General features: G+C 30.1%; 23 protein-coding genes. 3 read left to right on the plus strand and 20 right to left on the minus strand.

Features of this window, described 5'->3' with window-relative positions:
• Positions 1–351 precede the first annotated feature (351 nt).
• Complete coding sequence (locus tag B7R65_RS10630; RefSeq protein WP_088042761.1) at positions 352–1,281, plus strand: GDP-mannose 4,6-dehydratase; 930 nt, start codon at positions 352–354, stop codon at positions 1,279–1,281.
• A 158-nt stretch (positions 1,282–1,439) separates the two neighbouring features.
• On the opposite strand, the gene wecB is transcribed toward B7R65_RS10630, so the two are convergent.
• The 3 genes from wecB to B7R65_RS10645 form a co-directional block, all read right to left on the minus strand.
• Positions 1,440–2,549, minus strand: a complete 1,110-nt coding sequence (gene wecB, locus B7R65_RS10635) for a non-hydrolyzing UDP-N-acetylglucosamine 2-epimerase (protein ID WP_088042762.1) — start codon at positions 2,547–2,549, stop codon at positions 1,440–1,442.
• A 107-nt stretch (positions 2,550–2,656) separates the two neighbouring features.
• Positions 2,657–3,589: a polyisoprenyl-teichoic acid--peptidoglycan teichoic acid transferase TagU gene (tagU, locus tag B7R65_RS10640; protein ID WP_088042862.1), complete on the minus strand. Its 933-nt coding sequence runs from the start codon at positions 3,587–3,589 to the stop codon at positions 2,657–2,659.
• A gap of 131 nt (positions 3,590–3,720) precedes the next feature.
• Positions 3,721–5,040 carry a hypothetical protein gene (locus tag B7R65_RS10645; RefSeq protein WP_088042763.1) on the minus strand — a complete coding sequence of 440 codons (1,320 nt, stop codon included), beginning with the start codon at positions 5,038–5,040 and terminating at the stop codon, positions 3,721–3,723.
• 380 nt (positions 5,041–5,420) lie between these two features.
• Here B7R65_RS10645 and B7R65_RS10650 point away from each other — a divergent pair, with 380 nt between their 5' ends.
• Complete coding sequence (locus tag B7R65_RS10650) at positions 5,421–6,950, plus strand: glycosyl hydrolase family 28-related protein (protein WP_088042764.1); 1,530 nt, start codon at positions 5,421–5,423, stop codon at positions 6,948–6,950.
• A 69-nt stretch (positions 6,951–7,019) separates the two neighbouring features.
• On the opposite strand, the gene rfbB is transcribed toward B7R65_RS10650, so the two are convergent.
• The 16 genes from rfbB to B7R65_RS10730 form a co-directional block, all read right to left on the minus strand.
• A complete protein-coding gene (gene rfbB / locus B7R65_RS10655; protein ID WP_088042765.1) occupies positions 7,020–8,042 on the minus strand; it encodes a dTDP-glucose 4,6-dehydratase in 1,023 nt (340 codons plus the stop codon).
• Between the two features lie 3 nt (positions 8,043–8,045).
• On the minus strand, positions 8,046–8,900 hold the full coding sequence (rfbD, locus tag B7R65_RS10660; protein WP_088042766.1) for a dTDP-4-dehydrorhamnose reductase: 855 nt from the start codon (positions 8,898–8,900) through the stop codon (positions 8,046–8,048).
• Entirely contained in the window at positions 8,897–9,466 is a 570-nt protein-coding gene (rfbC, locus tag B7R65_RS10665; protein WP_088042767.1) for a dTDP-4-dehydrorhamnose 3,5-epimerase, read from the minus strand. The genes rfbD and rfbC overlap by 4 nt, the downstream gene beginning before the upstream one ends.
• Before the next feature lie 25 nt (positions 9,467–9,491).
• Positions 9,492–10,370: a glucose-1-phosphate thymidylyltransferase RfbA gene (gene rfbA, locus B7R65_RS10670; protein WP_088042768.1), complete on the minus strand. Its 879-nt coding sequence runs from the start codon at positions 10,368–10,370 to the stop codon at positions 9,492–9,494.
• 34 nt (positions 10,371–10,404) lie between these two features.
• Positions 10,405–11,562 carry a beta 1-4 rhamnosyltransferase Cps2T gene (gene cps2T, locus B7R65_RS10675; RefSeq protein ID WP_088042769.1) on the minus strand — a complete coding sequence of 386 codons (1,158 nt, stop codon included), beginning with the start codon at positions 11,560–11,562 and terminating at the stop codon, positions 10,405–10,407.
• 15 nt (positions 11,563–11,577) lie between these two features.
• Positions 11,578–12,936: a glycosyltransferase gene (locus B7R65_RS10680; protein WP_088042770.1), complete on the minus strand. Its 1,359-nt coding sequence runs from the start codon at positions 12,934–12,936 to the stop codon at positions 11,578–11,580.
• Between the two features lie 116 nt (positions 12,937–13,052).
• Entirely contained in the window at positions 13,053–13,976 is a 924-nt protein-coding gene (locus tag B7R65_RS10685; RefSeq protein WP_088042771.1) for a glycosyltransferase, read from the minus strand.
• The gene (locus B7R65_RS10690; RefSeq protein WP_088042772.1) at positions 13,963–15,228 is read right to left on the minus strand and encodes an oligosaccharide flippase family protein; all 1,266 of its coding nucleotides are present in this window, start codon (positions 15,226–15,228) and stop codon (positions 13,963–13,965) included. The genes B7R65_RS10685 and B7R65_RS10690 overlap by 14 nt, the downstream gene beginning before the upstream one ends.
• A 190-nt stretch (positions 15,229–15,418) precedes the next feature.
• A complete protein-coding gene (gene tagD / locus B7R65_RS10695; protein WP_088042773.1) occupies positions 15,419–15,829 on the minus strand; it encodes a glycerol-3-phosphate cytidylyltransferase in 411 nt (136 codons plus the stop codon).
• A gap of 94 nt (positions 15,830–15,923) precedes the next feature.
• A complete protein-coding gene (locus tag B7R65_RS10700) occupies positions 15,924–17,003 on the minus strand; it encodes a CDP-glycerol glycerophosphotransferase family protein (RefSeq protein WP_088042774.1) in 1,080 nt (359 codons plus the stop codon).
• 82 nt (positions 17,004–17,085) lie between these two features.
• Positions 17,086–18,087 (minus strand): glycosyltransferase, encoded by a 1,002-nt coding sequence (locus B7R65_RS10705; RefSeq protein WP_088042775.1) that lies wholly within the window; start codon positions 18,085–18,087, stop codon positions 17,086–17,088.
• Between the two features lie 57 nt (positions 18,088–18,144).
• Positions 18,145–18,825 carry a sugar transferase gene (locus B7R65_RS10710; protein WP_088042776.1) on the minus strand — a complete coding sequence of 227 codons (681 nt, stop codon included), beginning with the start codon at positions 18,823–18,825 and terminating at the stop codon, positions 18,145–18,147.
• Positions 18,826–18,854: 29 nt separating this feature from the next.
• Positions 18,855–19,721 carry a UTP--glucose-1-phosphate uridylyltransferase GalU gene (gene galU / locus B7R65_RS10715; RefSeq protein ID WP_088042777.1) on the minus strand — a complete coding sequence of 289 codons (867 nt, stop codon included), beginning with the start codon at positions 19,719–19,721 and terminating at the stop codon, positions 18,855–18,857.
• Positions 19,722–19,810: 89 nt separating this feature from the next.
• The gene (locus B7R65_RS10720) at positions 19,811–20,584 is read right to left on the minus strand and encodes a tyrosine-protein phosphatase (RefSeq protein WP_088042778.1); all 774 of its coding nucleotides are present in this window, start codon (positions 20,582–20,584) and stop codon (positions 19,811–19,813) included.
• On the minus strand, positions 20,581–21,273 hold the full coding sequence (locus tag B7R65_RS10725) for a CpsD/CapB family tyrosine-protein kinase (protein WP_088042779.1): 693 nt from the start codon (positions 21,271–21,273) through the stop codon (positions 20,581–20,583). Before B7R65_RS10725 ends, B7R65_RS10720 begins: the two co-directional genes overlap by 4 nt.
• Positions 21,266–22,012: a YveK family protein gene (locus B7R65_RS10730; RefSeq protein WP_088042780.1), complete on the minus strand. Its 747-nt coding sequence runs from the start codon at positions 22,010–22,012 to the stop codon at positions 21,266–21,268. Before B7R65_RS10730 ends, B7R65_RS10725 begins: the two co-directional genes overlap by 8 nt.
• Positions 22,013–22,446: 434 nt before the next feature.
• Here B7R65_RS10730 and B7R65_RS10735 point away from each other — a divergent pair, with 434 nt between their 5' ends.
• Positions 22,447–22,593 (plus strand): BH0509 family protein, encoded by a 147-nt coding sequence (locus B7R65_RS10735; RefSeq protein ID WP_088042781.1) that lies wholly within the window; start codon positions 22,447–22,449, stop codon positions 22,591–22,593.
• Positions 22,594–22,694: 101 nt separating this feature from the next.
• On the opposite strand, the gene B7R65_RS10740 is transcribed toward B7R65_RS10735, so the two are convergent.
• Positions 22,695–24,479 carry a methyl-accepting chemotaxis protein gene (locus B7R65_RS10740; RefSeq protein WP_483861138.1) on the minus strand — a complete coding sequence of 595 codons (1,785 nt, stop codon included), beginning with the start codon at positions 24,477–24,479 and terminating at the stop codon, positions 22,695–22,697.
• Between the last annotated feature and the right edge of the window lie 48 nt (positions 24,480–24,527).

The raw sequence follows: 24,527 nt of genomic DNA on the forward strand, positions 1-24,527 counted from the left end.
ATTAGCATGCCTACCTTTTTGACCACTGCGGGGTCTCACCTGTCCCGTTGCTCCAGCAGGAGATTATCACTTTCTCCTACGAATAAAATTGTTTAGTAACCATTTGCTTAATGCTATAAAAACAACATTCTTTTAGGTAAAAGCCTAAATACGTATCTATATATTAGTATGAACAATGAAATGTCATTCTAGAAGAAGGATGTTCACCATTTATATACCGTTCGTTTGAAATATCTTTCTACATCCAACAATATTGGATAAATGGATTAATACTCCTATATTATGGTAAGATGAAATTATAAAGGTAACGACTAAGTCAATTGAAAGTTTATATATTAGAGGAGATTCATCATGAAAAAAGTAATTGTTACTGGCGGAGCTGGCTTTATTGGTTCAAACCTAGTACAAGCATATAAATCTAATGGATTTGAAGTAATAATCATTGATAATTTAACAACTGGCAAAATAGATAATATTCCTAATGACGTCACATTTTATGAAATGGACATTCGAAGTCCACAATTTATAGAAGTCGTTTTAAAAGAAAAACCAGACATAATAAATCATCATGCCGCTCAAATAGATGTACAGTTCTCTATTCAAAATCCAGTAGAAGATGCAAGTATAAATATACTAGGTACAATTAATGTACTCGAATCTTTAAGACAGCTTAAAGAAGAGAAGGATGCTGTATTGGTTTACTCGTCCTCTGCAGCAATTTACGGGAATCCTAATTATTTAGGAGTAGATGAGGAACACTCTACAATACCAATCTCATTTTATGGCGTTTCAAAACTTGCACCTGAAATGTATATTAAAAATTATCATGATTTATATGACATTCCTTATTCAGTCTTCCGTTATGCGAATGTATATGGGATAGGTCAAGATCCTAAGGGTGAGGGTGGCGTAATAAGTATACTTGTGGATCGAATTGTAACGAATTCTGTATTTACAGTATATGGAGACGGAAAACAAACAAGAGATTTTATTTTTGTAGATGATATTGTACACGCTAACTTATTGGCAAGTGAGCATCCAATAAATGATACATGCAATATTAGTACGAATATCCCTACAACACTTCATGAACTTATAGAGACTGCAGAAAAAGTAATCGAACAGAAAATTGAATTAGAATATGAAGAAGAACGTCCAGGAGATATTAAGTATAGTTATCTAACTTGCGATAAAGCCGAAAAACTATTGAAGTGGACACCTCAATATTCTTTGTTTAATGGACTAGAGAAAACAATTAATTATTATAAAAATAAAAGCTGATCATTGTATAAAAACAGTGACCAGCTTTTTTATTGTCTAGCTTCACGCGTTAGTAGCTCGAGGTCAGAATCAAATGTCCAAACAAAAGTTAAAAACACCCTTTATCTAACCTAGTCTTATGCTTGTCGCTGTTGGACAAACACCTTCCGCATTTCGTTTTATTTATTAAAATGGTTAATAATCGCTTCAACAATTCGACGTGATGCTTCTCCATCACCATACGGATTCGAAGCTTTCGACATTTTTGCATGTGCTGTTTCATCAGATAATAGTTCATCAGCTAAAGAGAAAATTACTTCTTCCTCAGTTCCAGCTAATTTTAACGTTCCAGCTTCAATACCTTCTGGGCGTTCAGTTGTATCACGTAGAACCAATACTGGAACTCCTAATGAAGGTGCTTCTTCTTGTACGCCACCTGAATCTGTTAAAATTAAGTGCGATCTAGCAGCGAAGTTATGGAAGTCAATAACATCTAAAGGCTCGATTAAATGAATACGGTTATCTTCACCTAAAATTTCATTCGCAATTTCACGAACAACAGGATTCATATGAACAGGGTAAACAACTTGAATATCATTATGTTTTTCTACTAATCGTTTAATCGCTTTAAACATATTACGCATAGGTTCACCAAGGTTTTCACGACGATGAGCGGTCATTAATACTAAACGATCATTTCCAACTGTATCGAGTACTGGATGTGAATATTCTTCTTTTACAGTCGTTTTTAACGCATCAATTGCAGTATTACCTGTTATAAAAATTGTATTTTCTTTTTTATTTTCAGCCATTAAGTTTTGAGCAGATTTAGTAGTTGGAGCAAAATGCATATCTGCCATAACACCTGTTAATTGACGGTTCATTTCTTCTGGGTAAGGTGAATACTTATCCCAAGTACGTAAACCAGCTTCAACATGACCAATTGCAATTTGATTATAAAATGCAGCAAGACTCGCAATAAAAGTAGTAGTCGTATCACCATGTACTAAGACAATGTCCGGTTTCACATCTTGCATTATTTTATTTAAACCTTCAAGTCCGCGAGTTGTTACATCTATTAATGTTTGACGATCTTTCATTATATTTAAATCATAATCAGGCGTAATTTCAAATATCCCTAATACTTGATCAAGCATTTGACGATGCTGAGCTGTAACCGTAACAATTGATTCAATTTGTTCTGGATATTTTGCAAGCTCAAGAACAAGTGGAGCCATCTTAATCGCTTCAGGTCTTGTCCCAAAAATTGTCATTACTTTAACTGTCATTTTTCAATTCTCCTTTTTTCACGATAAATAGGTAGATCACTTATGTACCTACCTATCATAACTTACTTCGTAAAGAATTACATTTATAAATGTAAAGTAAATGAATTTTATTTAGTTCCTGTAGTATTTGTATCATTTAAACCAAGGTTATTTTTCAGCTCGGCTTTTACATAATTTTTTTCTTCATCAGAAACTATTAGATAATAAATCCCGTTTATTTTTGTTCCCTTACCTGTAATTTGAATTTCATCAATTTTATTTGCCGCGTCTCGATAATCTTTTTGAATTGAAATCATCTCATTTAAATTTAAATTCGTAGATACATTTTTTTCGATTGCTTTTAAAATATCCTGATAATTTCCTAAAGATGAAACGTTAGCACCTCTTTTAATTACAGCTTCAATTACCTGACGTTGACGCATTTGACGTCCAAAATCTCCTCTTGGATCTAACTTACGCATACGAGAGTATTTTAAAGCTAACTCCCCATTTAAATGAAGTGGACCTTTTTTAAAATGTGTTCCTTCGTAAGTAAAATCCATATCATTTACAACATCAACGCCATTAACTGCATCAACGATATCTCTGAAACCTTCCATATTAACTTCTAAATAATAATCGACTGGAACATCTAAGAAATTTTCAACTGAATCAATTGTCATTTGCACGCCACCAAATGCGTAAGAATGATTTAATTTATCTACTTTTCCCTTACCTACTATTTCTGTACGAGTATCTCGTGGAATACTAACCATTTTTGTTGTTTTCTTTTCTGGATTAACAGTTAATAAAATCATCGAATCTGCACGGCCTACATCACCTTTACGATGGTCCACACCCATTAATAAAATTGAAAATGGTTGTTTCTTCTCAACATTGACTTGTTCTTCACGTTTATCAGTCTTTTTAATATCTTTATGAATTTTCTCTGAAGTTTTATTTACATTATTATAAATTGTATAAGCATAAACACCTACTCCGGCAACAATTAATACCAACACAGTTAATATGCTTATTAAAACTTTCTTTGTTGTAGACATTTTATTTTTTGAATGTTTTTCTCTTCTAGACAAAACGATTCTCCTTCATTTATCCTTAATTTTTGTAAACTAACATGACTATTTTACTATATCTAACTATTCCCTGTATATTTTCTTTGAATTCTCAATAATCAAATTACACTGTTGTGTTTTTTATCCATGTTCAATAATAGAGCATAAATGATAAGTGCGATTGGGAAATAAACATAAATAACAGCATTTATTAAACTGATAATTGGATAACTGGCTAAAAAAACAATTAATCCTTTAATAAAACTTGAGTTATACTTATTGCTTAAAAGCCCGTTAAGACCTTTAAATAAGACACAGATAATTATTATTTGTACCATTACATAGATAACTATTCCAACATTTGCAAAAATAAATAAAAAATCATTATCGATAAATAATTGCCTTGAAGGTACGACTCCAGAACCAAATAATATATGTACAAAATCTATTTCTATTTGGTTAAACACTTGATGATAGCCAATTGTGCGACTATATAAAGTACTAAAATTAAAATTTGTAAATTTAGTACTTAATAAATTAATAAAAATTTCTGCCGAAGTAACAAATATAAAATTAAAAATAATCATACTTAAGTAATAAATTTTAACTATCTTCACTTTAAAACTAGAAACTGATTTCAAAAATATTAATAAGATTATCAAACATAAACCAGTTAAATAAATATTCCTCGTGATAGTCATAAAGGAACAAAGCAGTGTAACAAAAATAATGAATAGACTAATTAACTTTTCAAATTTTCTTTTCGAAAAAACAGTATAGAAGTAACCACTAAAAAGAGCTAGTGAAAACAAGCCAAGTGTTAAGCCACTGTCAGTTAATCCAAAAGCACGAACTTGCGCCCCCATATAATAAAGGATGTCGTTTGCAGAGCTAATTCCATTTAAATAATAAATTGTATTTAATAATGGTTCACCTTTATAAGTGGTTATTACAAACGGTTTTCTAAGAACATATTGCATGATTCCTAAAAAACACTGTGCAAGGATATATATTCCAAACATTTTTTTAACATTTACTTCCTCGATAAAGGTAATTTTCATTCCATAAAACATAAAAAATAATGCGATCCAATAATAATAAAATACTTCGTCAAAAAATTTCTTAACACCAAGATTATTCGTAAAAGCTAGTATAAAAATAGATAAAACGAAAATTAGTATCAGATATATAGCGAGCAGTGTTTTTTTTGTGATAAATAAATTTCGTCTTAAGAATAATATTGTCGTTCCTATTAGTGATAAAAACGCCAATAATATAATCCTTTCCTTTGATAAAATCCCAAATTTCCGTTCCCCTAAAAGTAAAAATAATTCGGTTATTGTTTTATTACCTGCAACCAATAGAATTGAAGTAACAAAATAATATGTGTAAATTTTTACTATAATATTTTGATTTATACTTGTACTATTTTCTTTCATCCGAACATCATTCCAAACATCCTTTTAATTTATGCTAATAGTTAGTTCATTTTCACTATTTAATTTCGATCTATTTTAGGTATATACTTTGTTTATTATTACGAAATTAGACAATTTTCATTAAAAAACCTTCGTCATTTTAATATTACAAAAAATGGAAATCCTTTAAGATTCCACTCTTATTATTATAATGTAAAAATAACTTTATAGTTATTTTTGAATAGTTAAATATATTTAGGTTTTTCAGATAATGCACTCTTATCTTTCCCTAATAATAATAACTTTACTTACAATATAATATTTGAGATAAAATAACCTTTATTTTTTTCAAATAATACATATCAATCTCTTAAAATTACAATTATAGGTGAGGCATAAAAATGAGCTCTAAAAAAACTTCAAATTTAAAAATGAATTATTGGGTTGAAACAGACAATTTTAGTTTAAGAGAGATTGTTGAAAATTTTGTAAAGATTGATAATGAATTCGGCGACCGTGGCATTAATGTTAAATGGTTTGGTGCCAAAGGCGATGGTATAACAGACGATACCGAAGCTATTAATAAAGCAATTTCATCTGTCTCCCCTTCAAAAGGAGGTTCAGTATTTTTTCCATTTGGTTACTATAAAGTAACTGAAATTAAACTAACTTCTAAAGATGTTCACCTCTTTGGTAATGGTACGATTCTCGATGGTTGCATTGTTGTTGGTGATCAGAAAAATGTAAATGATTTAGATTTTCGTATAGAAGGACTAACGTTTCGAAGATATTCTATATCAAAGAATAAAAATGCAATCGAATTACAGAACGCAAGAAAAGGGCGTATCTATAATTGTACATTTTTCAATTACGATAAATGCATTTATGTACGACCAAAACCTATTGAACAACACACATCTAGAGTCCTAATTAGTAACAATGTTTTCCATTCAGCAAATTATTGTTTATACATTGATAGTGACAATTTTTTCCAATCCGGACGCTACTATTCAATAGGAGATTTCCAATTTATCAATAATCAAGCTGATTCAGGCATAAATTATTCCCATATATACGGTAAAGGTGTTGACGGCTTAATTGTTAAAGGGAATACTTTCTTCTTTTCTAGTCACACAAGTAAAAATCAAACTAAATTAAATAATATAAATATTGACTTCGGAAACTTCGTTAATATAATAGGTAACAACCTATTTGAAGCAGGTACGGAAGCAATTATATTAAAAAGAATTAACAATTTTCTTATTTCAAATAATAATATTCCATGGAGTGGTCAACGTGTACCGTCCCCTGCCATTTCAATTCAAAAAGGGGATATTTTCGAAAAAACAAATGAAATGATTGGAAACATTTCTAATAATACAATACAAAATCCTAGTATGACTGGTATTCATATTGGCTCAGGAACAGCGAATATAAATATATCATGCAATATTATTACTCAGGTTGGTCAAGCAGATCATTATTATGGTAATAATTCTTTATCTTCTATTAAAAAATATGCCATAAAAGTTGATGAATCTTCTAAAAATATTTATGTAAATAATAATCATGCCCCGAATTCAATCTATTCATTAGAAGGTGATTGTACATCAACAAATAATATAGATAAAAACGGGCTAAATACAATAAATAACGTTACAAAAACTATTACAGATAATCCGAACTTTATAGAAGTAGATGGTTTGAATCAATTTAATTTATATCCAACTGAAACAATGGAAATAAAAGGCTTTTCTGATACTTTTAGTGGTAATGAAGTAACAATAATTGCATTCAATAATAATGTAAAAATAAAAAATAGCTCCGAACTAATATTAAAAAACTTTACTAATACATCACTCCCAAAATTCGGTTTAATAAAATTTCGGTTTACTACTGGAAAATGGTTCGAAGTGTCTCGTAATTATTAACTAACTAATGAAAATGACTAATTTAAGGCAACCAATTTCGGTAGACTTAAATTAGTCATTTAATTTTGTTTATTGAATTTTATATTGATTTTCAAAGTAGTTCTTGTACTCACCACTTATGATTTGTTCCCACCACCACTTATTATCCAGATACCATTCAATTGTTTGTTTAATACCTGTTTCAAATGAATAAGTTGGTTTCCATCCTAATTTTTCTAATTTTGTTGGATCGATGGCATAACGTCTATCATGGCCTAATCGATCGGTTACAAACTCAATTAAATCTTCGGACTTTCCTAATGCTTCAATGATAGTCTTAACTACTTCTAAATTAGTTTTTTCATTATGACCACCAACATTATAAACCTCACCATTTACACCTTTGTGTAATACTAAATCAATTGCTGCACAATGATCTAATACATGTAACCAATCACGGATATTTTTTCCGTCTCCATAAACTGGTACCTTCTCTTCATTTAATACACGAGAAATTGTAAGTGGAATTAATTTTTCTGGAAAATGGAATGGGCCATAATTATTAGAGCAACGTGTTATATTCATCGGTAATCCAAATGTTTCGTGATATGCACGGACTAATAAATCCGATGACGCTTTACTCGCGCTGTACGGGCTATTTGGTTGTAATGGTGTCTCTTCTGTAAAAAATGTTGTTGGATCGAAATCTAACTCACCATATACTTCATCTGTCGAAACATGAACAAATTTTGAAACTCCGTGTTTTTTAGAAGCATCTAATAAAACTTGTGTTCCTAGTACATTTGTTTGTACGAAAATTTCTGGATGAGTAATCGAACGATCAACATGGCTTTCAGCAGCAAAATGCGTTACAAAATCAAATTTTTCATTTTCAAATAATGTCATTACTGCTTCACGATCTGCAATATCAACCTTCACAAAATGATAGTTATCTCTTTGCTCGATTTCTTTATGCTTCGTTAAATCGCCCGCATAAGTTAGTAAATCTAAATTGAAGATGTCGTAGTTTGGATATTTTTCAACCATGTATTGAACAAAGTTCCCACCAATAAAGCCGGCTCCACCAGTTACTAATACTTTTTTCTTTGTCATTTTTCATTTCACCTCATGTGTTAATTCCTTGATGTAGTGCTTCATAGCCTCTTGCCATGATGGTAGTTTTTTAAATCCGTTAACAATTAATTTTTGCTTAGATAATCGAGAATTCTTCGGACGAATGGCACGGGTCGGATACTCTTCTGATGTAATAGAATTTACTTTTACATTTCTATTTGCTTCATTAAAAATTGCTTTTGCGAACTCAGCCCAGTTACAATAGCCTTCATTAGTTGCATGGTAAATTCCATATTTCTCACTTACAATCATCTCAATTAATAATTGAGACAAATCATACGTATATGTTGGTGAACCAAATTGATCACCAACTACATTCAATTCATCTCTAGTTTCAGATAACTTCAACATCGTACGAATAAAATTATTTCCATTTATTCCAAATACCCATGAAATACGAACGATGAACCATTTTTCCAAAAGTTCTTGAACAACTTTTTCACCCTCATACTTCGTTAAACCATAGTACCCAATTGGACTAGGTAAATCTTCTTCAGTAAAAGGCTTTTCACCTTGACCATTAAATACATAATCAGTACTAATGTACATAAATTTTGCGTTATGTTTTTCAGCAGCTTTTGCTAAGTATCTAGAACCCTCAACATTCACATTCCAACAATTTTCTTGATCATCTTCAGCTTTATCAACTGCTGTATATGCAGCACAATGGATAATTGCATCTGGCTTTACACTATCTACGAATTTATATACATCTTGTTCATTTGTAATATCTAATTCTTCTCTACCTATTCCGATCATTTCTAAACCAACACGTTTACCTGTATGGAAAACATCAAATCCAAGTTGACCATTATAGCCTGTAACGATTATTTTCATTCACTTTTATCTCCATATGAAAAATTCATTTCTGCATCTTTTAATAAAGGAGCTTTTTCATCTTTTTCAGATAATACTGGTTGAATATCAATAGGCCACTCGATTCCAATCGATGGGTCATTCCAAATAATTCCTCGGTCACAATCAGGAGCATAAAGTTCATCTACCTTATATTGAACTTCGACATCGTCCATTAATGTCATAAATCCGTGCGCAAACCCTTGAGGTATAAGCAGTTGTTTTTTATTTTCTGCTGAAAGTTCAATTCCAAACCACTGACCGAATGTTGGGCTTCCCTTTCGTATATCAACTGCTACATCAAAAATCGACCCTCTAGTACAACGAACTAATTTCGATTGAGCTTTTGGGTTTAATTGATAATGCAAACCGCGTAAAGTCCCTTTTGTTGCTGAAAATGATTGGTTATCTTGAACAAAAGTTAAATTAATACCTAACTCAGTAAACTTTGATTCACTATAAGTTTCCATAAACCAACCTCGATGATCCCCGAATACATTTGGTTCAAGTACAAATAAATCTTTTATTGGCGTTTCTGTTTTTTTCATTGATTCATTCCTCGCTATCCCTGAATTAATATTTAATTTCTCCGTTTGCTACCTTCATTAAATATTGTCCATAGCCAGTTTTACTTAATGATTCACCTGCTTCAAGTAATTGCTCTCTACTAATCCATCCATTGATAAATGCTATTTCTTCAAGAGCAGCAATTTTTATTCCTTGATGTTCTTCTACAGTTCTAACAAAGTTTGTCGCACTAACAAGACTTTGATGAGTCCCTGTATCTAACCATGTGTATCCACGACCTAGTAGTGATACTTCTAACTCACCAAGTTTTAAATACGCTTCGTTTACAGCAGTAATTTCTAATTCACCGCGCTCAGATGGTTTTACATTTTTCGCAATCTCTACGACACGGTTATCATAAAAATATAAGCCAGTGATTGCGTAATTTGATTTTGGCTTTTTTGGTTTTTCTTCAACACTTAATACTTTGCCATTTTCATCAAATTCAACAACACCAAAACGTTCTGGATCATTTACGTGATAGCCAAAAACTGTTGATCCACTTTCTTTTTTAGCAGCATTTAATAAAATTTTACGCATTCCACTACCATAATAAATATTATCTCCTAGCACCATCGCAACTGGATCATTACCAATAAACTCTTCACCAATAATAAAGGCTTGTGCTAATCCATCTGGACTTGGCTGTACTTTGTACTGCAATGAAAGTCCAAATTGAGAACCATCTCCTAATAGTGCTTCAAATCGTGGAGTATCTTCAGGTGTTGAAATAATTAAAATTTCTCGAATGCCCGCTAACATTAATGTAGAAAGAGGATAATAAATCATTGGTTTATCATAAACCGGTAATAATTGTTTACTTGTTACCATCGTTAATGGGTATAAGCGAGTTCCACTTCCCCCAGCTAAAATAATACCTTTCATCTGCATATCTCCTAGATGTCTTATTTTTTCAATTTTAGTTATTAAGGAATACTTCCTCATATTCAGAAATAATTTTACTCCATGAATATTCTTCTTTTATTCGTTTTTTTGCTTTTGATTCTAAATCTGAAATTTCTTCTTTTGAAAATCGTTCGACCTTGTTTACTAAATCCGCCAAAGAATTTTCTTCTTTCGTAAAATAAACTGCTCCAACCGAGCCTACTTCTCTATTGAAGATTACATCTAATAGTAGGTTAAGCTGTGTAGATGCTAACGCCTCTAACAATGAAGGGTTCGTACCACCAACCTCGTGTCCATGGAAATAACCAAATGCTTCTTCACGAATTTTTTTTAACAGTTCTTGGTCATATACAGTACCAACAAATTTTATACGTGAATCAGTATCAAATTTTGTTCTAGCGAGTAGACCTTCGTAAAAATTATTTTTTTCTACATTAGAAATAATTGCAAGGTTCTTAGTTGAATTAGATTTCATAAATTCACGTATTACTAATTCGTAATTATTCTCAGGTACAAATCGTCCTACAATTAAATAATATTCATCATTTTGTAATCCTTTTTTCTTAAACCAATCGATTAGTTTAGTATCATCGTCATGAAGTGACGAAACACTTGTATCTGCACCATAAGCGATAAATGTTGTTTTAGGCGAAAATTCTTTATAATCATTTTGGATATACGTTTCGATCCCTTTTGAATCACAAATGATTAATTCAGAATGTTTGACCATTAATTTCTCTGATACTTTCCAGTACTTTTGAATAGCCTTATTCCATTTACTTCGTTTCCATTCATGTCCATCTGGATTAATGTAAATTTTTGCCCCTAATGAAGATAATTTCTTTTTATAGTATGGTAAAAACGGTCCTATTCTACAAGCTAGGATATAAATTATTGCATTTTGAATCTTATTTTTTTCTATATATTCAATACAACTCTTTAAACTTTTAATATCATACAAAACAGCACGAGCAGGACCAATGTTTGGCACAGCTACATTGAAACATCTTGCACCGTTATGCTCAAATTCTTTATTATCTTCTGCTAAACATGCTACATGATATTTTAGTTGGGAACTTACTTTTCTTTCCGTTAAAAATTCTACGAAGGTTTCAAATCCTCCATAGTTTGCCGGAATACCCTTTGACCCAATAATAAATATATCCTTCATTCTGATATAAGCTCCTTAACTTTTGTAAAATGAAATCATTTCTTTCGCATGGTGAACCATACTAAAATTAAATTCCAGTTCTACTATATGTTGATTCATTTTTTGTAGTATATTCCTATCAATAATGATACTTTTTATTTTATTTAGTAAGTCAATTTGGCTTCCATCATAAATCATCCCAGTTTCGTTACTTAAAACATCTTTAAAACCAACTGTATTCGATACTAATACTGGAACACCGTGTGTCATTGCTTCTAAACCTATAAACCCAAATGTTTCTTTCCACTGGCTTGGAATTATTAATAAATCAATTTCAGAAAAGATTCTTTCTAATTCAGAGTAGTTAAATCTTCCCTTAAAGGTGTAATAATTTTTTTCTAAACTTTCGATTACGCGGTCATCTCCATATATATTTAAATGCCATTTTTTATTTTGAAGTTTCAATTTCTCTAAACTATTAATTAAAAAATGAAATCCTTTATATGAATCCATTGGCCCTATGTAACCTAGCTGTAGTGGTTTATCTTTATCAAAGTTCTTAACTATACGATTGTCTCGAATATTTGAATGGCTTATTGGAATATATTTTCCTTTTGGAGTGAGATATTTTTGATATTCATTCATTGTAATTGTGCTGTTATAATGAATATCATCAATCAGATTTAACATTTCAATATAATAATTCCTCAAAAATTTATATTGTTCTGCAAGTCCCTCATCTACTTCATCATTTTGTGAATCAGATTTATCCAATTCAAGCATTTCGCTTTTTTGACTTTTTTTCTTTTGTCTCAATTGTTTTACCAAGGAGTTGTCTTTTAAATATCGGTAAGGATATGATTGCATCAAGAACACCATTGGCATACTAAATCCATTCGCATTGCATGAAATACAACCTTTACCCTCTTCAAAATTTTCACAAACTTTTCCATTACTGTTTAACAGATTAACTGTAGGACATATTCCAAAATAATCATGAGTTGTAAATACAGTCTTAATTTTTAATTGTTTACACGCCTCAATAAATTCTTTATTTAAACCCATTAACGTATGAATATGAACAACATCAGGTTTAATTTTTAATAAGAAATCAACAAATACCTCAACTTTTGTTTTTTTCATAAATAGTTCTGGAACTTTTACACCATTTAATAGAGGGATAGGTAAGGGGTTTATCAGCTCGTACACCTTAATTTGATTGTAGGGTTTATTCTTAATAATTCTTTGATTAGGATTAATGGAATATTTACCGGGATATAGTAACAAAACTTCATTTTCTAAATCTTGTTGTGTATTCATTAAATCTAGAGAATACTTTGTAAGACCACCGGACCGAAATGGTGGTAAACCCAAAGAGTAATGGAGTATTTTCAAAGTTCTACCTCCTTTCGATATTTTCTTATTTAAAAATCACATTTCAAAGACCTGCCACGGAGATCCAAATATAAGCTTTATCAATAAATACTTTCATTTCGAATACAATATATTTATCATTTCTTATTAATTATTCTAATAACATTTTTCGCACTAATTAAAGAGCCCTTCACAAAAAATATTAGCCTTCTATTGCGTAATGTTCTTAATGCATGTCTACGATAATTGTGAAAACTTGCTAACAAAATCATCTTTTTACTATTTTTTTCAACTTCGTAAACATACTCACTTTGACTATTTAGAAAGATTTTATAACGTCCAAAACCTACTTCACCAAAAGTATCGAATGATAAATCATGATTAATATCTACATCTAAACAATAAACTAAATATCCTTTTTTCCACATTGCATAGTAAGTATAGTAATCTAAGTAATCGATTGGAAAGTTTTCATTAAACCCATTCAATTCTTTAAGAACGCCAACATTTATTATCGAACAACTATTAATTGCGGAAAATCTTTGAGTTAACAAACCAGATGGTTCTTGATCTGCCATATCAAAACTATCTCCAAAATATTTTCTGTTTACTTTTAAAGGAGAAATTATATGGTGTTTACCATAAATTCTTGGCACATATGATCCGATTTTAGAATTATTTTGATACTCATTATAAAAAGCTTCAATATATTCTTTCGTTAATTCAGTATCTTGATCAAGTATAAGAAGCCATTTCGAACTTAAATCAAAACGTGTGGAATTATCCTCACTAATCATTTTTAAAACTGTATTATACGCTTTAGCAAGTCCTACATTATTAAAAAGCGTAATATATTTGATAACATCCAATTGTTGAGCATTTATAAACTGCTGATTATGTTCTCTTATATCTTTATCTGTTGAATTATCAAATATATATACTTTATGAATATGTTCAGCTTTGGTTTCAGAAAGAATGTGTTCAACACCGATATATGTTGGACACTCTTCGATTTTTTTATTGTATATTACGATGATGGCATTCAAGTTAATCGACGACAATTTTTACACCGCCTTCCTTTTGTTTAACATAAGACACGATTGAAAAGTATTCATTTAGTACTACAGCTACTTCACACAATAGAATTGCGGTTGCTGTTCCAGGTGCATTAAACATCCATGATAGCAACATCCCTAAAGTTATATTAATTACTCCACCTACTGTCACAGCGTTTCTTACTGATTTTGATTTTTTTAGAGGAATAAGCGTTTGAATTCCAAATAAATGTCCTAAGCTAATCAAAAAAGGAATAAAACTCATTATTCTTAATGTAAGTACTTGTGTGTTAGTTACTTGGGTACCAGTAATTATTTTTAATAGCAATGGAGCTAAAATCAAAATTAATATTCCACCAATAAATGTACAAATATTCCACCAACCAAAATATTTGATTGATACTTTAATCTGTTCAATTTTCGATTCTTGTTTAACAATATATTTGCAAACTGTTGGATAAACAGCTTGTGATACAGCATTTGTGATACTATTCACTAAACCAATCAATTTTTCACATGTTGCGTAAATACCCGCAGCATAACTTCCACCGAAAAACGAAACAACTATTACATTTAATGATGTATATAAAACACCAACAATGTTTGAAATAAATATATCTTTACCCTCACTAATTTCAGTTATTATCGAATTACGATTAATTCTCTTAAAATTTAATCCATGTTTTCTTCCAAGTATCTGTGCAACTATACAAGTCAACATAGTTGGGACTGCATATACTACTCCCAATAAAAAATAATCACTTTTTTTTACGATTAACAAAAACATTAATAAAAGGGTTAATAGTTTCGATACAACAGTTAAAATTGACACATAACTTACTTTATTAATACCTCTAAACAACCATGAAGGAATCAACGATTGTGAAAGGAAAAAAAAGTAAAAGCCAATATGGAAGACGATCATTTCTTTATTTAAATCTAGGATAAAAAGTGTTCCGACCATTATAAATGCAATAAAAAGCGCCATTATCGCTTTATACGTATAGATGACACTTACTAATTTGCCATCAATTTTGTCATTCACAGCAATACGTTGTGTTGCTGTAAAAGTAAAACCATAATCAGAGAATATTAATAGAATTTGAACGATTGAAATTTCAACAGATATAATTCCATAATTTGATAAACCAATTGTTCGTAATAAATATGGGACTGTTATTAATGGAAATAAATAGTTAATCATTTGAATAAAGCCCATTTGAAGTATATTATTAACAACTATTTTATTTAGTTTCATTATTCACCTCTAAAATCACGTATCTAACTAAACTTTAAATAGTCACAAAAAACGTAATATTTTAAAATAACAGCTATTTCTAGAACAAATAAATATATCACTAAATAAAAAGTTGCTTAAAACATGTTCAAGTATATCATTTAGAATTATTTTACTTTTTTATCTCTTGCTAGAAATTTGACTTGAATTTTTAATTTTTAATTAATACTTTGACATCTTTTTTTAAATCTTGCTTTATTTTTGTAGTTGAGATATTTGGTGTCCTTTTTAAATAGACAACATCACAATGGTCTTTTAAGAAGTCAAACTTCCCTTCCCAATCATCACCCATTACAAAAATATCTACATCATGTTCCATTACATCGGTTACCTTCTGTTCCCAATTATCTTCTGGAATCACTTCATCAACATATTTTATAACTTCTAATATTGCTTTTCTGTGTTCATAGCTATAGTAAGATTTCTTACCCTTTAATTTATTAAATTCATCAGATGATAATCCTACTATTAGGTAATCACCTAAAGATTTAGCTCTTTTCAATATATTAATATGACCGTAATGCAAAATATCAAAAGTACCGTAAGTAATTACTTTTTTCATCTCTCCACTCCCTTTATACATTTTTTAACATAAAGAAGTATTAAATTAGGAAATCATTTTATTTCTCTACGATACATTTTTCTAATATTAATGCTTAAGTTAATTCTTTTAATATTAACTTCCAAATTCTTTCAGCAGATTTACCATCTGGGTATTTATAATGATTTTCAAGGCATATTTTTCTTCTATTTACCCAATAAGAATCTTGATATTTATTTTCAATCACATTATTCAGTTCATTTATTAATTCATCAACCGTCTTGACTACAACTCCAGGTGAAATCGATGAATCTAAGTAGTCAAATTCAATACCTCGTTCAACTTCATATTCTTCTTGATCAAATAAAAAGAATAACACTGGTTTTTTTAGTGGAAGATATTCAATTGCAATTGAACTATAGTCTGATATTAAAGCATTTGAAATACATAATGTTTCAAATAAATCTATATCAATCGAACTGGATGGAATAATATTTTCTAGTTTAAGTTCTTCCAGAATATCCCCATCAAACGTACCACCTAAAGGATGTGGTCTATATATTAAGTATCCATTGAGTTCTTTTAATAATTTATTTATTTTTATTAAATCGTTCTTTGTTATTCTTTCATTCCCACTTTTAAAATCTCTCCAAGTAGGGGCATAAACTACAATAAATTGATTATCTAAGAACCCTAACTTTTCTCTAATCTTTTTATTTGTATTTATTACATTCTTCTCATCGAAATAATAGTCGTTTTTAGGAAGACCTAATGATATATATTCATTATTAGAATATTGATCCAATATAGGATTTCTATATTCCAAATTGTTCTGTCTATCACTTGTAGTGACAAAGTAATCAGCTGATTTAACCGTTTTACTTAATTTGAGATTTTTTTTATGCTTTAATTCAGCGGTGGAAGGAAATCTTTTTATTGCAGTTCCATGCCCCATTGCAATACTGGTAGCTTTTTTATTCTCAAGAAGAGTTGTTGGATAATCAGAAACTATGGCATCATAATTTCTAAATAATGTGTAATAAATTTTTTTAATATAATCTGTAGAAATTTTACTTTTTCCAGACTCTATTTTTATTAATTTTATCCATTTATCTAGTCCATTTTTTTTATAATAATCAATAAATGAATCCATATTTTTCAAATACATTGAATGTATAATAACCTTTTTTTTCATATTAAACCTTTCCTAAGTCAATATCAGTTTTATATTCAATTGAAATCATATAGTTAATACACATTTTTTCTAATTAGTCTTATTACCTAATATCTTTTCCAAGTTTACCTTCATATCCTTGACGAATCGATTTTATTATCGAAAGATACTTTTTAAACCCATTTTTATTTTTGGGCATATAAATAAATAAAACAAATACTAAATATGTGACCATATTTGCAAAATAAATAATACTACTCTGAGTATTATATTTTTTTTCAAAATAGACCCTATTCCTAATATTCATTAACCCTCTATATGAATGTTCTGTTTTAAAGAAACTCAAAAACATAGGCTCGTGTTTTTTTCTAAACCAAGAACTTTCAAGATCGGTTATTGTGCTATTTACAACACAATATATTTTATATCCACTCTTTGTCATTCTGTAAGTGAACTCCGTGTCATCAACATATAAATAAAAATCCTCATTCGGTAATCCAATTTCGCTAACTATCTCTTTTGGGAATATCAAACCACCATAAGGAGCATAATCAAGATTTAAGAGATCAGAAACCTCAAATTCATCTTTTTTAATGTTTTGTTTATTAGAGTATTTTGACATTAACTTCTTAATTTTACTAACAATACTGAATTGGAAAAAACTATTCATATTTAACTTTTGCCCTTTATTTTTAAGTAATTCTTTCCAATCTTTTCTATACAGGCAAAGTATATAGTTATCTTGATTTTCTAATTTATAAGCTGCTTCCTTTAGATGCTCTATTGAATTTTCACTCGGTAAATTATCATCATCCAATAGCCATACCAGACTTCCTTTTTCCTGTAATGACCTTTCGATGCCTTTTTTAAACCCTCCAGCAGAGCCTAAATTCACTTCTGAACTTATTACAATGATTCTTTCAGAAAACTTATCAAATTCACCCTTAACATATTCTTTCACACTGTATGATGAATTATTATCAACAATAATTACTGATGTAACTTCATCAAAAGAACATACCCTATTGATGATTTCTCTAAGATATTCCCACCTATCTCCATAAGTGACTGTTACTACGTTAATATTTCGTTCAGTAATCTCCATATCCAACTCCTGTAATTATTCATCTAGATGCCCTAATACTTTACTAAACAAGTAATTTTAGAAAGCATTTTTAGAACCAAATAATACTTTTATTGTTTTAAAAATGATTGTTGCATCGTATATAATTGTTCGATTCTGAATATACTCTAAATCCAGCTCTACCATTTCTTCAAATCCTACACTATTTCTAGCACTTACTTGCCAAAGGCCAGTACATCCTGGTGTTACAAGTAATCTTTGCATATCATAATTTGTATATTCACTTACTTCTCTTGGAAGTGGCGGTCTTGGTCCAACAAGCGACATATTTCCAATTAAAACATTCATTAACTGAGGTAACTCGTCTATCGATGTTTTCCGAATAAACTTTCCGATATTCGTAATCCTCGGATCGTCTTTCATTTTAAACATAGCACCTGATACTTCATTGTATTTTAACAATTGCTGTAATTTTTCTTCCGCATCAGTAACCATTGAGCGAAACTTATACATTTTAAATTCTTTATTATTTTTTCCAACACGGACTTGACTAAAAAATATCGGTCCTTTTGGATCTTCAATCTTAATTAAAATTGCAACAATAATAAAAATTGGTAGCAATAATATAAGACCAACCAACGAACCGACAATGTCTAATAACCTTTTTGAAATTACATAAAAGAAACTCTTCTCAATACTTTCATCCTTTAATAAAGGGTAATTATAATAAGGCGAATCTTGTACTTTAGCTGTCTTCATCGATGTTCCTCACCCTTTTGAAATTTTTCTTATTTACCAACTAATTTTGTTAAATAATCTAGTAATTCTTCTCTTAATTCATCATTTTTTAATGCGAACTCAATCGTTGTTTTAATAAATCCAAACTTTTCCCCAACATCATGTCTAGTACCCTCAAAATCATATGCAAATACTCTCTGAATTTCATTTAACTTTTGAATTGCATCAGTTAGCTGAATTTCCCCACCAGCACCGATGTTTTGTTCTTCTAAAAACATAAAAATTTCAGGTGTAAATACATAGCGTCCCATAATAGCTAAGTTAGATGGAGCCGTACCTTTAGCTGGTTTCTCAACGAAATTTTTCACTTCGTATCTTCTTCCATTTTGAACAAGAGGATCCACGATTCCGTATCGATAAGTTTCATCTTCTGGAACAGTTTGTACACCAATCACTGAAGAATAAGTTTGATTATATTGGTCAATTAGTTGTTTTAAACCTGGTGTTTTCGCCTCAACAATATCATCACCAAGCAAAACTGCAAATGGCTCATTTCCGATAAACTTTCGTGCACACCACACTGCATGCCCTAAACCTTTTGGTTCTTTTTGACGAATATAATGAATCTCAATGTTAGATGGGGCTTGTACCTCTTCTAGTAATGAGTATTTTTCTTTTTCTATTAAGTTATGTTCTAGTTCAAATGAATTATCAAAATGATCTTCAATTGCACGTTTTCCTTTACCCGTTACAATAATGATATCTTCAATTCCAGATTTAACAGCTTCCTCAACAATGTATTGAATAGTCGGTTTATCGACAATCGGAAGCATTTCTTTGGGCATAGCTTTAGTAGCTGGTAAAAATCTAGTACCTAAACCCGCAGCAGGTATAATCGCTTTTCTTACTTTTTTCATCGCATTCCCTCCCATATTCAAATTAATTTTATTATTCAACGACATAAACACACAATTAGATTAACTACTAACTATGTGTTTAGAATTTGCTATAAGCCTAGTAAACTTAGCAATTTATTTTGTTTTATTTTAATAGGTTCTTCTGGATAAATTACAATTCCATCTGAGATTGCCTGAACATTTTCTTTTAGCATGAATTCCGTTTGTGTTCCAAATTTATCACGAATCAATTTATATGCTTCTGTTAATTGGAAAACCCTATTTTTTGTATCATGGGCATCTGATGCAATGACATGTGCCAAATTAGATTCAATACATTTTAAAGAAAATTTTTGGATTGTTTTCCCAAACTGCCCTGTTATTGATGAAGCAGTTATTTGTGTCAACACACCTTTTTGTACTAGCTTATATAAACGATCTGGCTCGTTCAGTAAAATTTTATTTCGTTCTGGATGAACAAGTATCGGCTGAATTCGCTGAGCTTGTAATTCATAAAACATTTTGTCAGTAAATAATGGGATAGTAGAAGAAGGAAGTTCACACAATAAGTAACGATTCCCTTCATTCACTGTAACAATTTTATTATTCTGCAAGTCTTCAATTAATTCCCCATAAAGTCTAACCTCTTGAGCAGGTAATATCGTTAAAGGAATCGATTCATTTTTTAAAACTTTATTAAGCTCGTCTACCTTCTGCAAAATAACATTTCGTTCAGTCGTATACTGACCATTTTGATGATGAGGTGAAGCAAAGATTGTATGGATGCCATCTGCAACAGCAGTCCTTGCCATTTCAATGCTTTCTTCTATAGTTTTAGGACCATCATCAAGTCCGTATAAAATATGACAATGTAAATCAATCATTGTTCGTTACCATAGTAGTAATAAGTGTCCTTATTTTGCTCTACCCCATTCAGAATGACACCAAGAATTTTTGCATTTACAATTTCTAATAGTTCTCTTGCTTTTTGCACTTTTTCTTTTTCTGTCTGATTACTACGAACAACTAATACAGTTCCATCTACATTCTTCGACATAATCTGAGCATCCGTAACAGCAAGTACTGGTGGCGCATCAAAAAGAATCATATCGTACTCAGTTTTTAGACTTTCTACTAATTTTTTCATTTTACTAGATGATAGTAATTCAGATGGATTCGGTGGAATCGGGCCTGATGTTAACACACTTAAATTTTCAATTTTCGTTTTCTGTGCTACATCCGACACTAGCTTATTTTGAACAATAACAGATGATAATCCTTCAAAATTCTCAACTTGAAATAAGGAGTGTATTTGCGGTTTTCGTAAGTCCGCATCAACTAATAAAACTTTATTTCCCTGATTCGCATAAGTCACAGCGAGATTGGCAATAGTAGTCGTTTTACCTTCAGATGGTTCAGAAGACGTAACTAACATTGTGCGTAATTCTTTATCGATTGAAGAAAATTGAATATTAGTACGAACAGTACGATATTGTTCAGCACCTGGCGATTTAGGGTTTGTAAATGTAACAATAAATCGTTTTTTATTTATAGTTTTTTTCTTTTTAAACACCTTTACCACCCTTTCTTAATCTCTCTAGAAGCGACTTTTTTGGTTGTGGTATTAGATTGTCCTCATCCATTTGTGAAATTACTCCTAGAACAGGCAATCCTAATAAATCTTCCAATTCCTTTTGATTTTTTATTGTGTTATCTAGATAATCTAATAAATAGGCAATCCCTACTGAAAGCATTAGTCCTACAACTAGACCTATTAAAGTATTTAACTTTGTATTTGGTTTAATCGGATCTGGATGTTCACTGATTTCCGCTCTAGCTAAAACGCTTATATTATTTACACTCATAATATGTCCGATTTTTTTCGTAAATACGTAGGCAACCGTATTGGCAATATCACGAGCTTGTTCTGGGTCTGGATCCTGTACAGTAACTGCAAATACTTGTGAATCCTTCTGGCTAACTACAGTGATTTTTTCATTTAATTCTTTAGCTGTATAATCCAAGTTCATTCGTTGAATAACATCATCTAATATTGAAGGGCTTTTTATTATAACGTTGTACGTATTAATTAACTGTATATTTGTCTGGACTTGATTATTTTGATATATTGATGAACTATCTGTTTCTTTTTGGTTTACCAATAACTGTGTTGAAGATTCATAAATTGGCGTTAAAAACACCTTACTAATTAAACCAGCAGCTATACCAAAAATTAATGTAATAATAATTATCATAATTAAACGTTTTTTTAATACGTTGAATAGTTCTTTTAAAGAAATCTTTTCTTCCATTGTTTCCTCCTTAATAACTTCATTAAATCTATATTAAATTTTGTTAAAATATCATTAATTTCGCATACCTAAGACATTATAGCATCAAAAGTATTTGAAGTTAATCTTTTTGTAGGTAAATACTCATAAATAATCATTAATATCCGAAGAAAAAAGCGTCAAAAAAAATTAGAAAATTCACTCTTCGTCAACAATTAAAAAATTTACATAGTACTTTAGTAATGATTTCATCATAAAATCAAATTATTCGATATTTATTATATCAATATAATAAAATAATAACATGAAATGATTTTTTTATATAGAAGTTAATTTTTAGTAATTTTTTTAAAAAAATATAGCACATTCTCTAATTTCTGTTATATAATAATTATTAATTAAATATACTGTATTAATACAGAGTAAACAAAACTAATCTAAAAGGAGTGTTGAACATGAGTAGAGAAGAACGAAAAAACATGGTGCAATTTTTAGCGCAGGCGAGAGGACTTTCAACTGAAGATTTAGTTATTATGACGGATGCAGATTTAGAGCATATTTATAACTCAACTTACACGTATATGTTACATCACGCAGAATAAGGTAGTTAGCATCAGATTCACACTGTTTAAAGATCAGTATTAAATAATATAGAAAATAAAAGCTAATTGAATCCATTTGTAGATGGATTCAATTAGCTTTTTTAGTTCACTTTAAATTTATTAGTTAATGTAGTTAATGAAAGTGCAACCGTATTTAATTGCTGACTATTTTCAAATGTCTGTTCCATCCGTTTCATCTGTTCATCTGATGCATCCATCATTTCTTCAGCACTAGCAAGTGTTTGTTGAGAAATTGAACCAAACTGAAGTGTCGTTTCTTCCATTAAAGGTAATGTATCTTTAAACTTCGAGAGTTCTTGATGCATATTTGCTATTTTTGAGTTAATGTCGGAGATCGTTATTAATAAAGAATTAAATGCTGAGCGAGAAGTTTTAACTGTTTTCGTACTATTTTCCGATTCTTTTGCTAGATGATTGAATTCCATAGTCACATTAGCGATCATATTCTCCATTATACTAATCGATTCAGCGATATCTTCAGTAGCTTCGGAACTTTGAATTGCGAGATTTTGAACTTCTCTAGCAACTACGGCAAAACCTTTACCTGCTTCCCCTGCTCTTGCAGCTTCAATCGATGCATTTAAAGCAAGTAACTTAGTTTGATCTGCAATTGAACGAATCCAACCTACTACTTTCGAAATTTGAGCTCTATGGTTAGAAACTTCTTGAATCGTACTTTCTAATTGAGTACATTTTTGTTGAATTTGAAGAAATGATTGTAATAATAAACTGACATTTTCTTCACCATCTTTTGCCGAGTTATTCATGATTACAGATGCTTCCATTACATTTTTCATTGTATGTAATACACTTTCAGATTCCTCTTTCATATTATGGAAGACGTTATTACTAGTAGTAGAACTACCTGCCGTTTCTTCTGCACCCATTTTTACGATTTTCATCGATTCTAATGAATTTTTCGTATAAAACAGAGAATGTTCAGCTGTTTGTTGTAATTCTTTTGACGTATTTACTAAAGATATAGTAGTTGTATCAATATTAGATAACATTTGTCTCATTTGCTCAATCATACTTTTAAAACTTTTAGTTAGTGAGACGATTTCAGGAATAGTTGAATTCGTATCGATTTCAATCGTTAAATCTCCAGTTCGAACGACTCTCATCACATCTCTTAACTTCTCAAGTGGTTTAATTATTTTCTTAACAACAAAATATGTAGCAATTATCGTTATCAAAATACTGATAAATATTGAATAGATAAAGATTTTTTTCATATCATATATCTTCCACATAAACGAGTTATTATCAATGACTACTACATAATATCCTTTTAACTCACTAATTTTTGTATATCCGTATGTAAATGACTTATTTTCAAAATCTAGTTGATTTACTCCGTGTTGATTTTTAGTTATATCTGTTTTTGCATTTTCTAAAATCTGACTATTTGCATGAAGATTTACTTTATATGGTACAACCTGTTGATCTTCAGATATAAAAAATGCTGTAGCAGCTAATCCATCTTGAGCTAAATTGGCCATTTGATTTCTAACAACTGTATTTAAGGCTTTTTGGTAGCCTTCTTCATTTCCTATGTATCGATATTGTAAGCTTTGAGAAATTTCTTTCATAATAGAAGCTTCTCGTTCAATTCGACTATTCATTGTTGATATAGTTGTATCTTTAGCTTTTTGATAGGATATAACAGATACAACTGTCATGGATAAGGAAATTAAACATACAGTAAATAAAACTAATCTAGATTGTAGTGTAAATCTTTCGATGAATACTTTCTTTAGAGTAACTACATTCGATTTCGTACGTTTTCGAAGTAGTCTTTTAAATAGATTAAACAATTGTTTTTTAGCTTTAAAAACAGTTTCAACAATTTGCTTACTATCCATTTTAGATCTTTTACTTATTTTTTTTACATCATCTTCTTTCACTACTTA

This window comes from Bacillus sp. EAC (assembly GCF_002156875.1).
In the GTDB taxonomy this organism is placed as follows: domain Bacteria; phylum Bacillota; class Bacilli; order Bacillales; family Bacillaceae_G; genus Gottfriedia.

What these genes read in the sequence shown, in the direction of transcription:
- B7R65_RS10735 (WP_088042781.1), top strand. Translation starts at nt 22,447, where the DNA reads ATGAGTAGAGAAGAACGAAAAAACATGGTGCAATTTTTAGCGCAGGCG.
- wecB (WP_088042762.1), bottom strand. Translation starts at nt 2,549, where the DNA reads ATGACAGTTAAAGTAATGACAATTTTTGGGACAAGACCTGAAGCGATT.
- B7R65_RS10645 (WP_088042763.1), bottom strand. Translation starts at nt 5,040, where the DNA reads ATGAAAGAAAATAGTACAAGTATAAATCAAAATATTATAGTAAAAATT.
- tagU (WP_088042862.1), bottom strand. Translation starts at nt 3,589, where the DNA reads ATGTCTACAACAAAGAAAGTTTTAATAAGCATATTAACTGTGTTGGTA.
- rfbC (WP_088042767.1), bottom strand. Translation starts at nt 9,466, where the DNA reads ATGAAAAAAACAGAAACGCCAATAAAAGATTTATTTGTACTTGAACCA.
- B7R65_RS10690 (WP_088042772.1), bottom strand. Translation starts at nt 15,228, where the DNA reads ATGAAACTAAATAAAATAGTTGTTAATAATATACTTCAAATGGGCTTT.
- cps2T (WP_088042769.1), bottom strand. Translation starts at nt 11,562, where the DNA reads ATGAAGGATATATTTATTATTGGGTCAAAGGGTATTCCGGCAAACTAT.
- B7R65_RS10650 (WP_088042764.1), top strand. Translation starts at nt 5,421, where the DNA reads ATGAGCTCTAAAAAAACTTCAAATTTAAAAATGAATTATTGGGTTGAA.
- tagD (WP_088042773.1), bottom strand. Translation starts at nt 15,829, where the DNA reads ATGAAAAAAGTAATTACTTACGGTACTTTTGATATTTTGCATTACGGT.
- rfbB (WP_088042765.1), bottom strand. Translation starts at nt 8,042, where the DNA reads ATGACAAAGAAAAAAGTATTAGTAACTGGTGGAGCCGGCTTTATTGGT.
- B7R65_RS10740 (WP_483861138.1), bottom strand. Translation starts at nt 24,479, where the DNA reads ATGGATAGTAAGCAAATTGTTGAAACTGTTTTTAAAGCTAAAAAACAA.
- B7R65_RS10730 (WP_088042780.1), bottom strand. Translation starts at nt 22,012, where the DNA reads ATGGAAGAAAAGATTTCTTTAAAAGAACTATTCAACGTATTAAAAAAA.
- galU (WP_088042777.1), bottom strand. Translation starts at nt 19,721, where the DNA reads ATGAAAAAAGTAAGAAAAGCGATTATACCTGCTGCGGGTTTAGGTACT.
- rfbA (WP_088042768.1), bottom strand. Translation starts at nt 10,370, where the DNA reads ATGAAAGGTATTATTTTAGCTGGGGGAAGTGGAACTCGCTTATACCCA.
- B7R65_RS10710 (WP_088042776.1), bottom strand. Translation starts at nt 18,825, where the DNA reads ATGAAGACAGCTAAAGTACAAGATTCGCCTTATTATAATTACCCTTTA.
- rfbD (WP_088042766.1), bottom strand. Translation starts at nt 8,900, where the DNA reads ATGAAAATAATCGTTACAGGCTATAATGGTCAACTTGGATTTGATGTT.
- B7R65_RS10700 (WP_088042774.1), bottom strand. Translation starts at nt 17,003, where the DNA reads ATGAAAAAAAAGGTTATTATACATTCAATGTATTTGAAAAATATGGAT.
- B7R65_RS10720 (WP_088042778.1), bottom strand. Translation starts at nt 20,584, where the DNA reads ATGATTGATTTACATTGTCATATTTTATACGGACTTGATGATGGTCCT.
- B7R65_RS10630 (WP_088042761.1), top strand. Translation starts at nt 352, where the DNA reads ATGAAAAAAGTAATTGTTACTGGCGGAGCTGGCTTTATTGGTTCAAAC.
- B7R65_RS10705 (WP_088042775.1), bottom strand. Translation starts at nt 18,087, where the DNA reads ATGGAGATTACTGAACGAAATATTAACGTAGTAACAGTCACTTATGGA.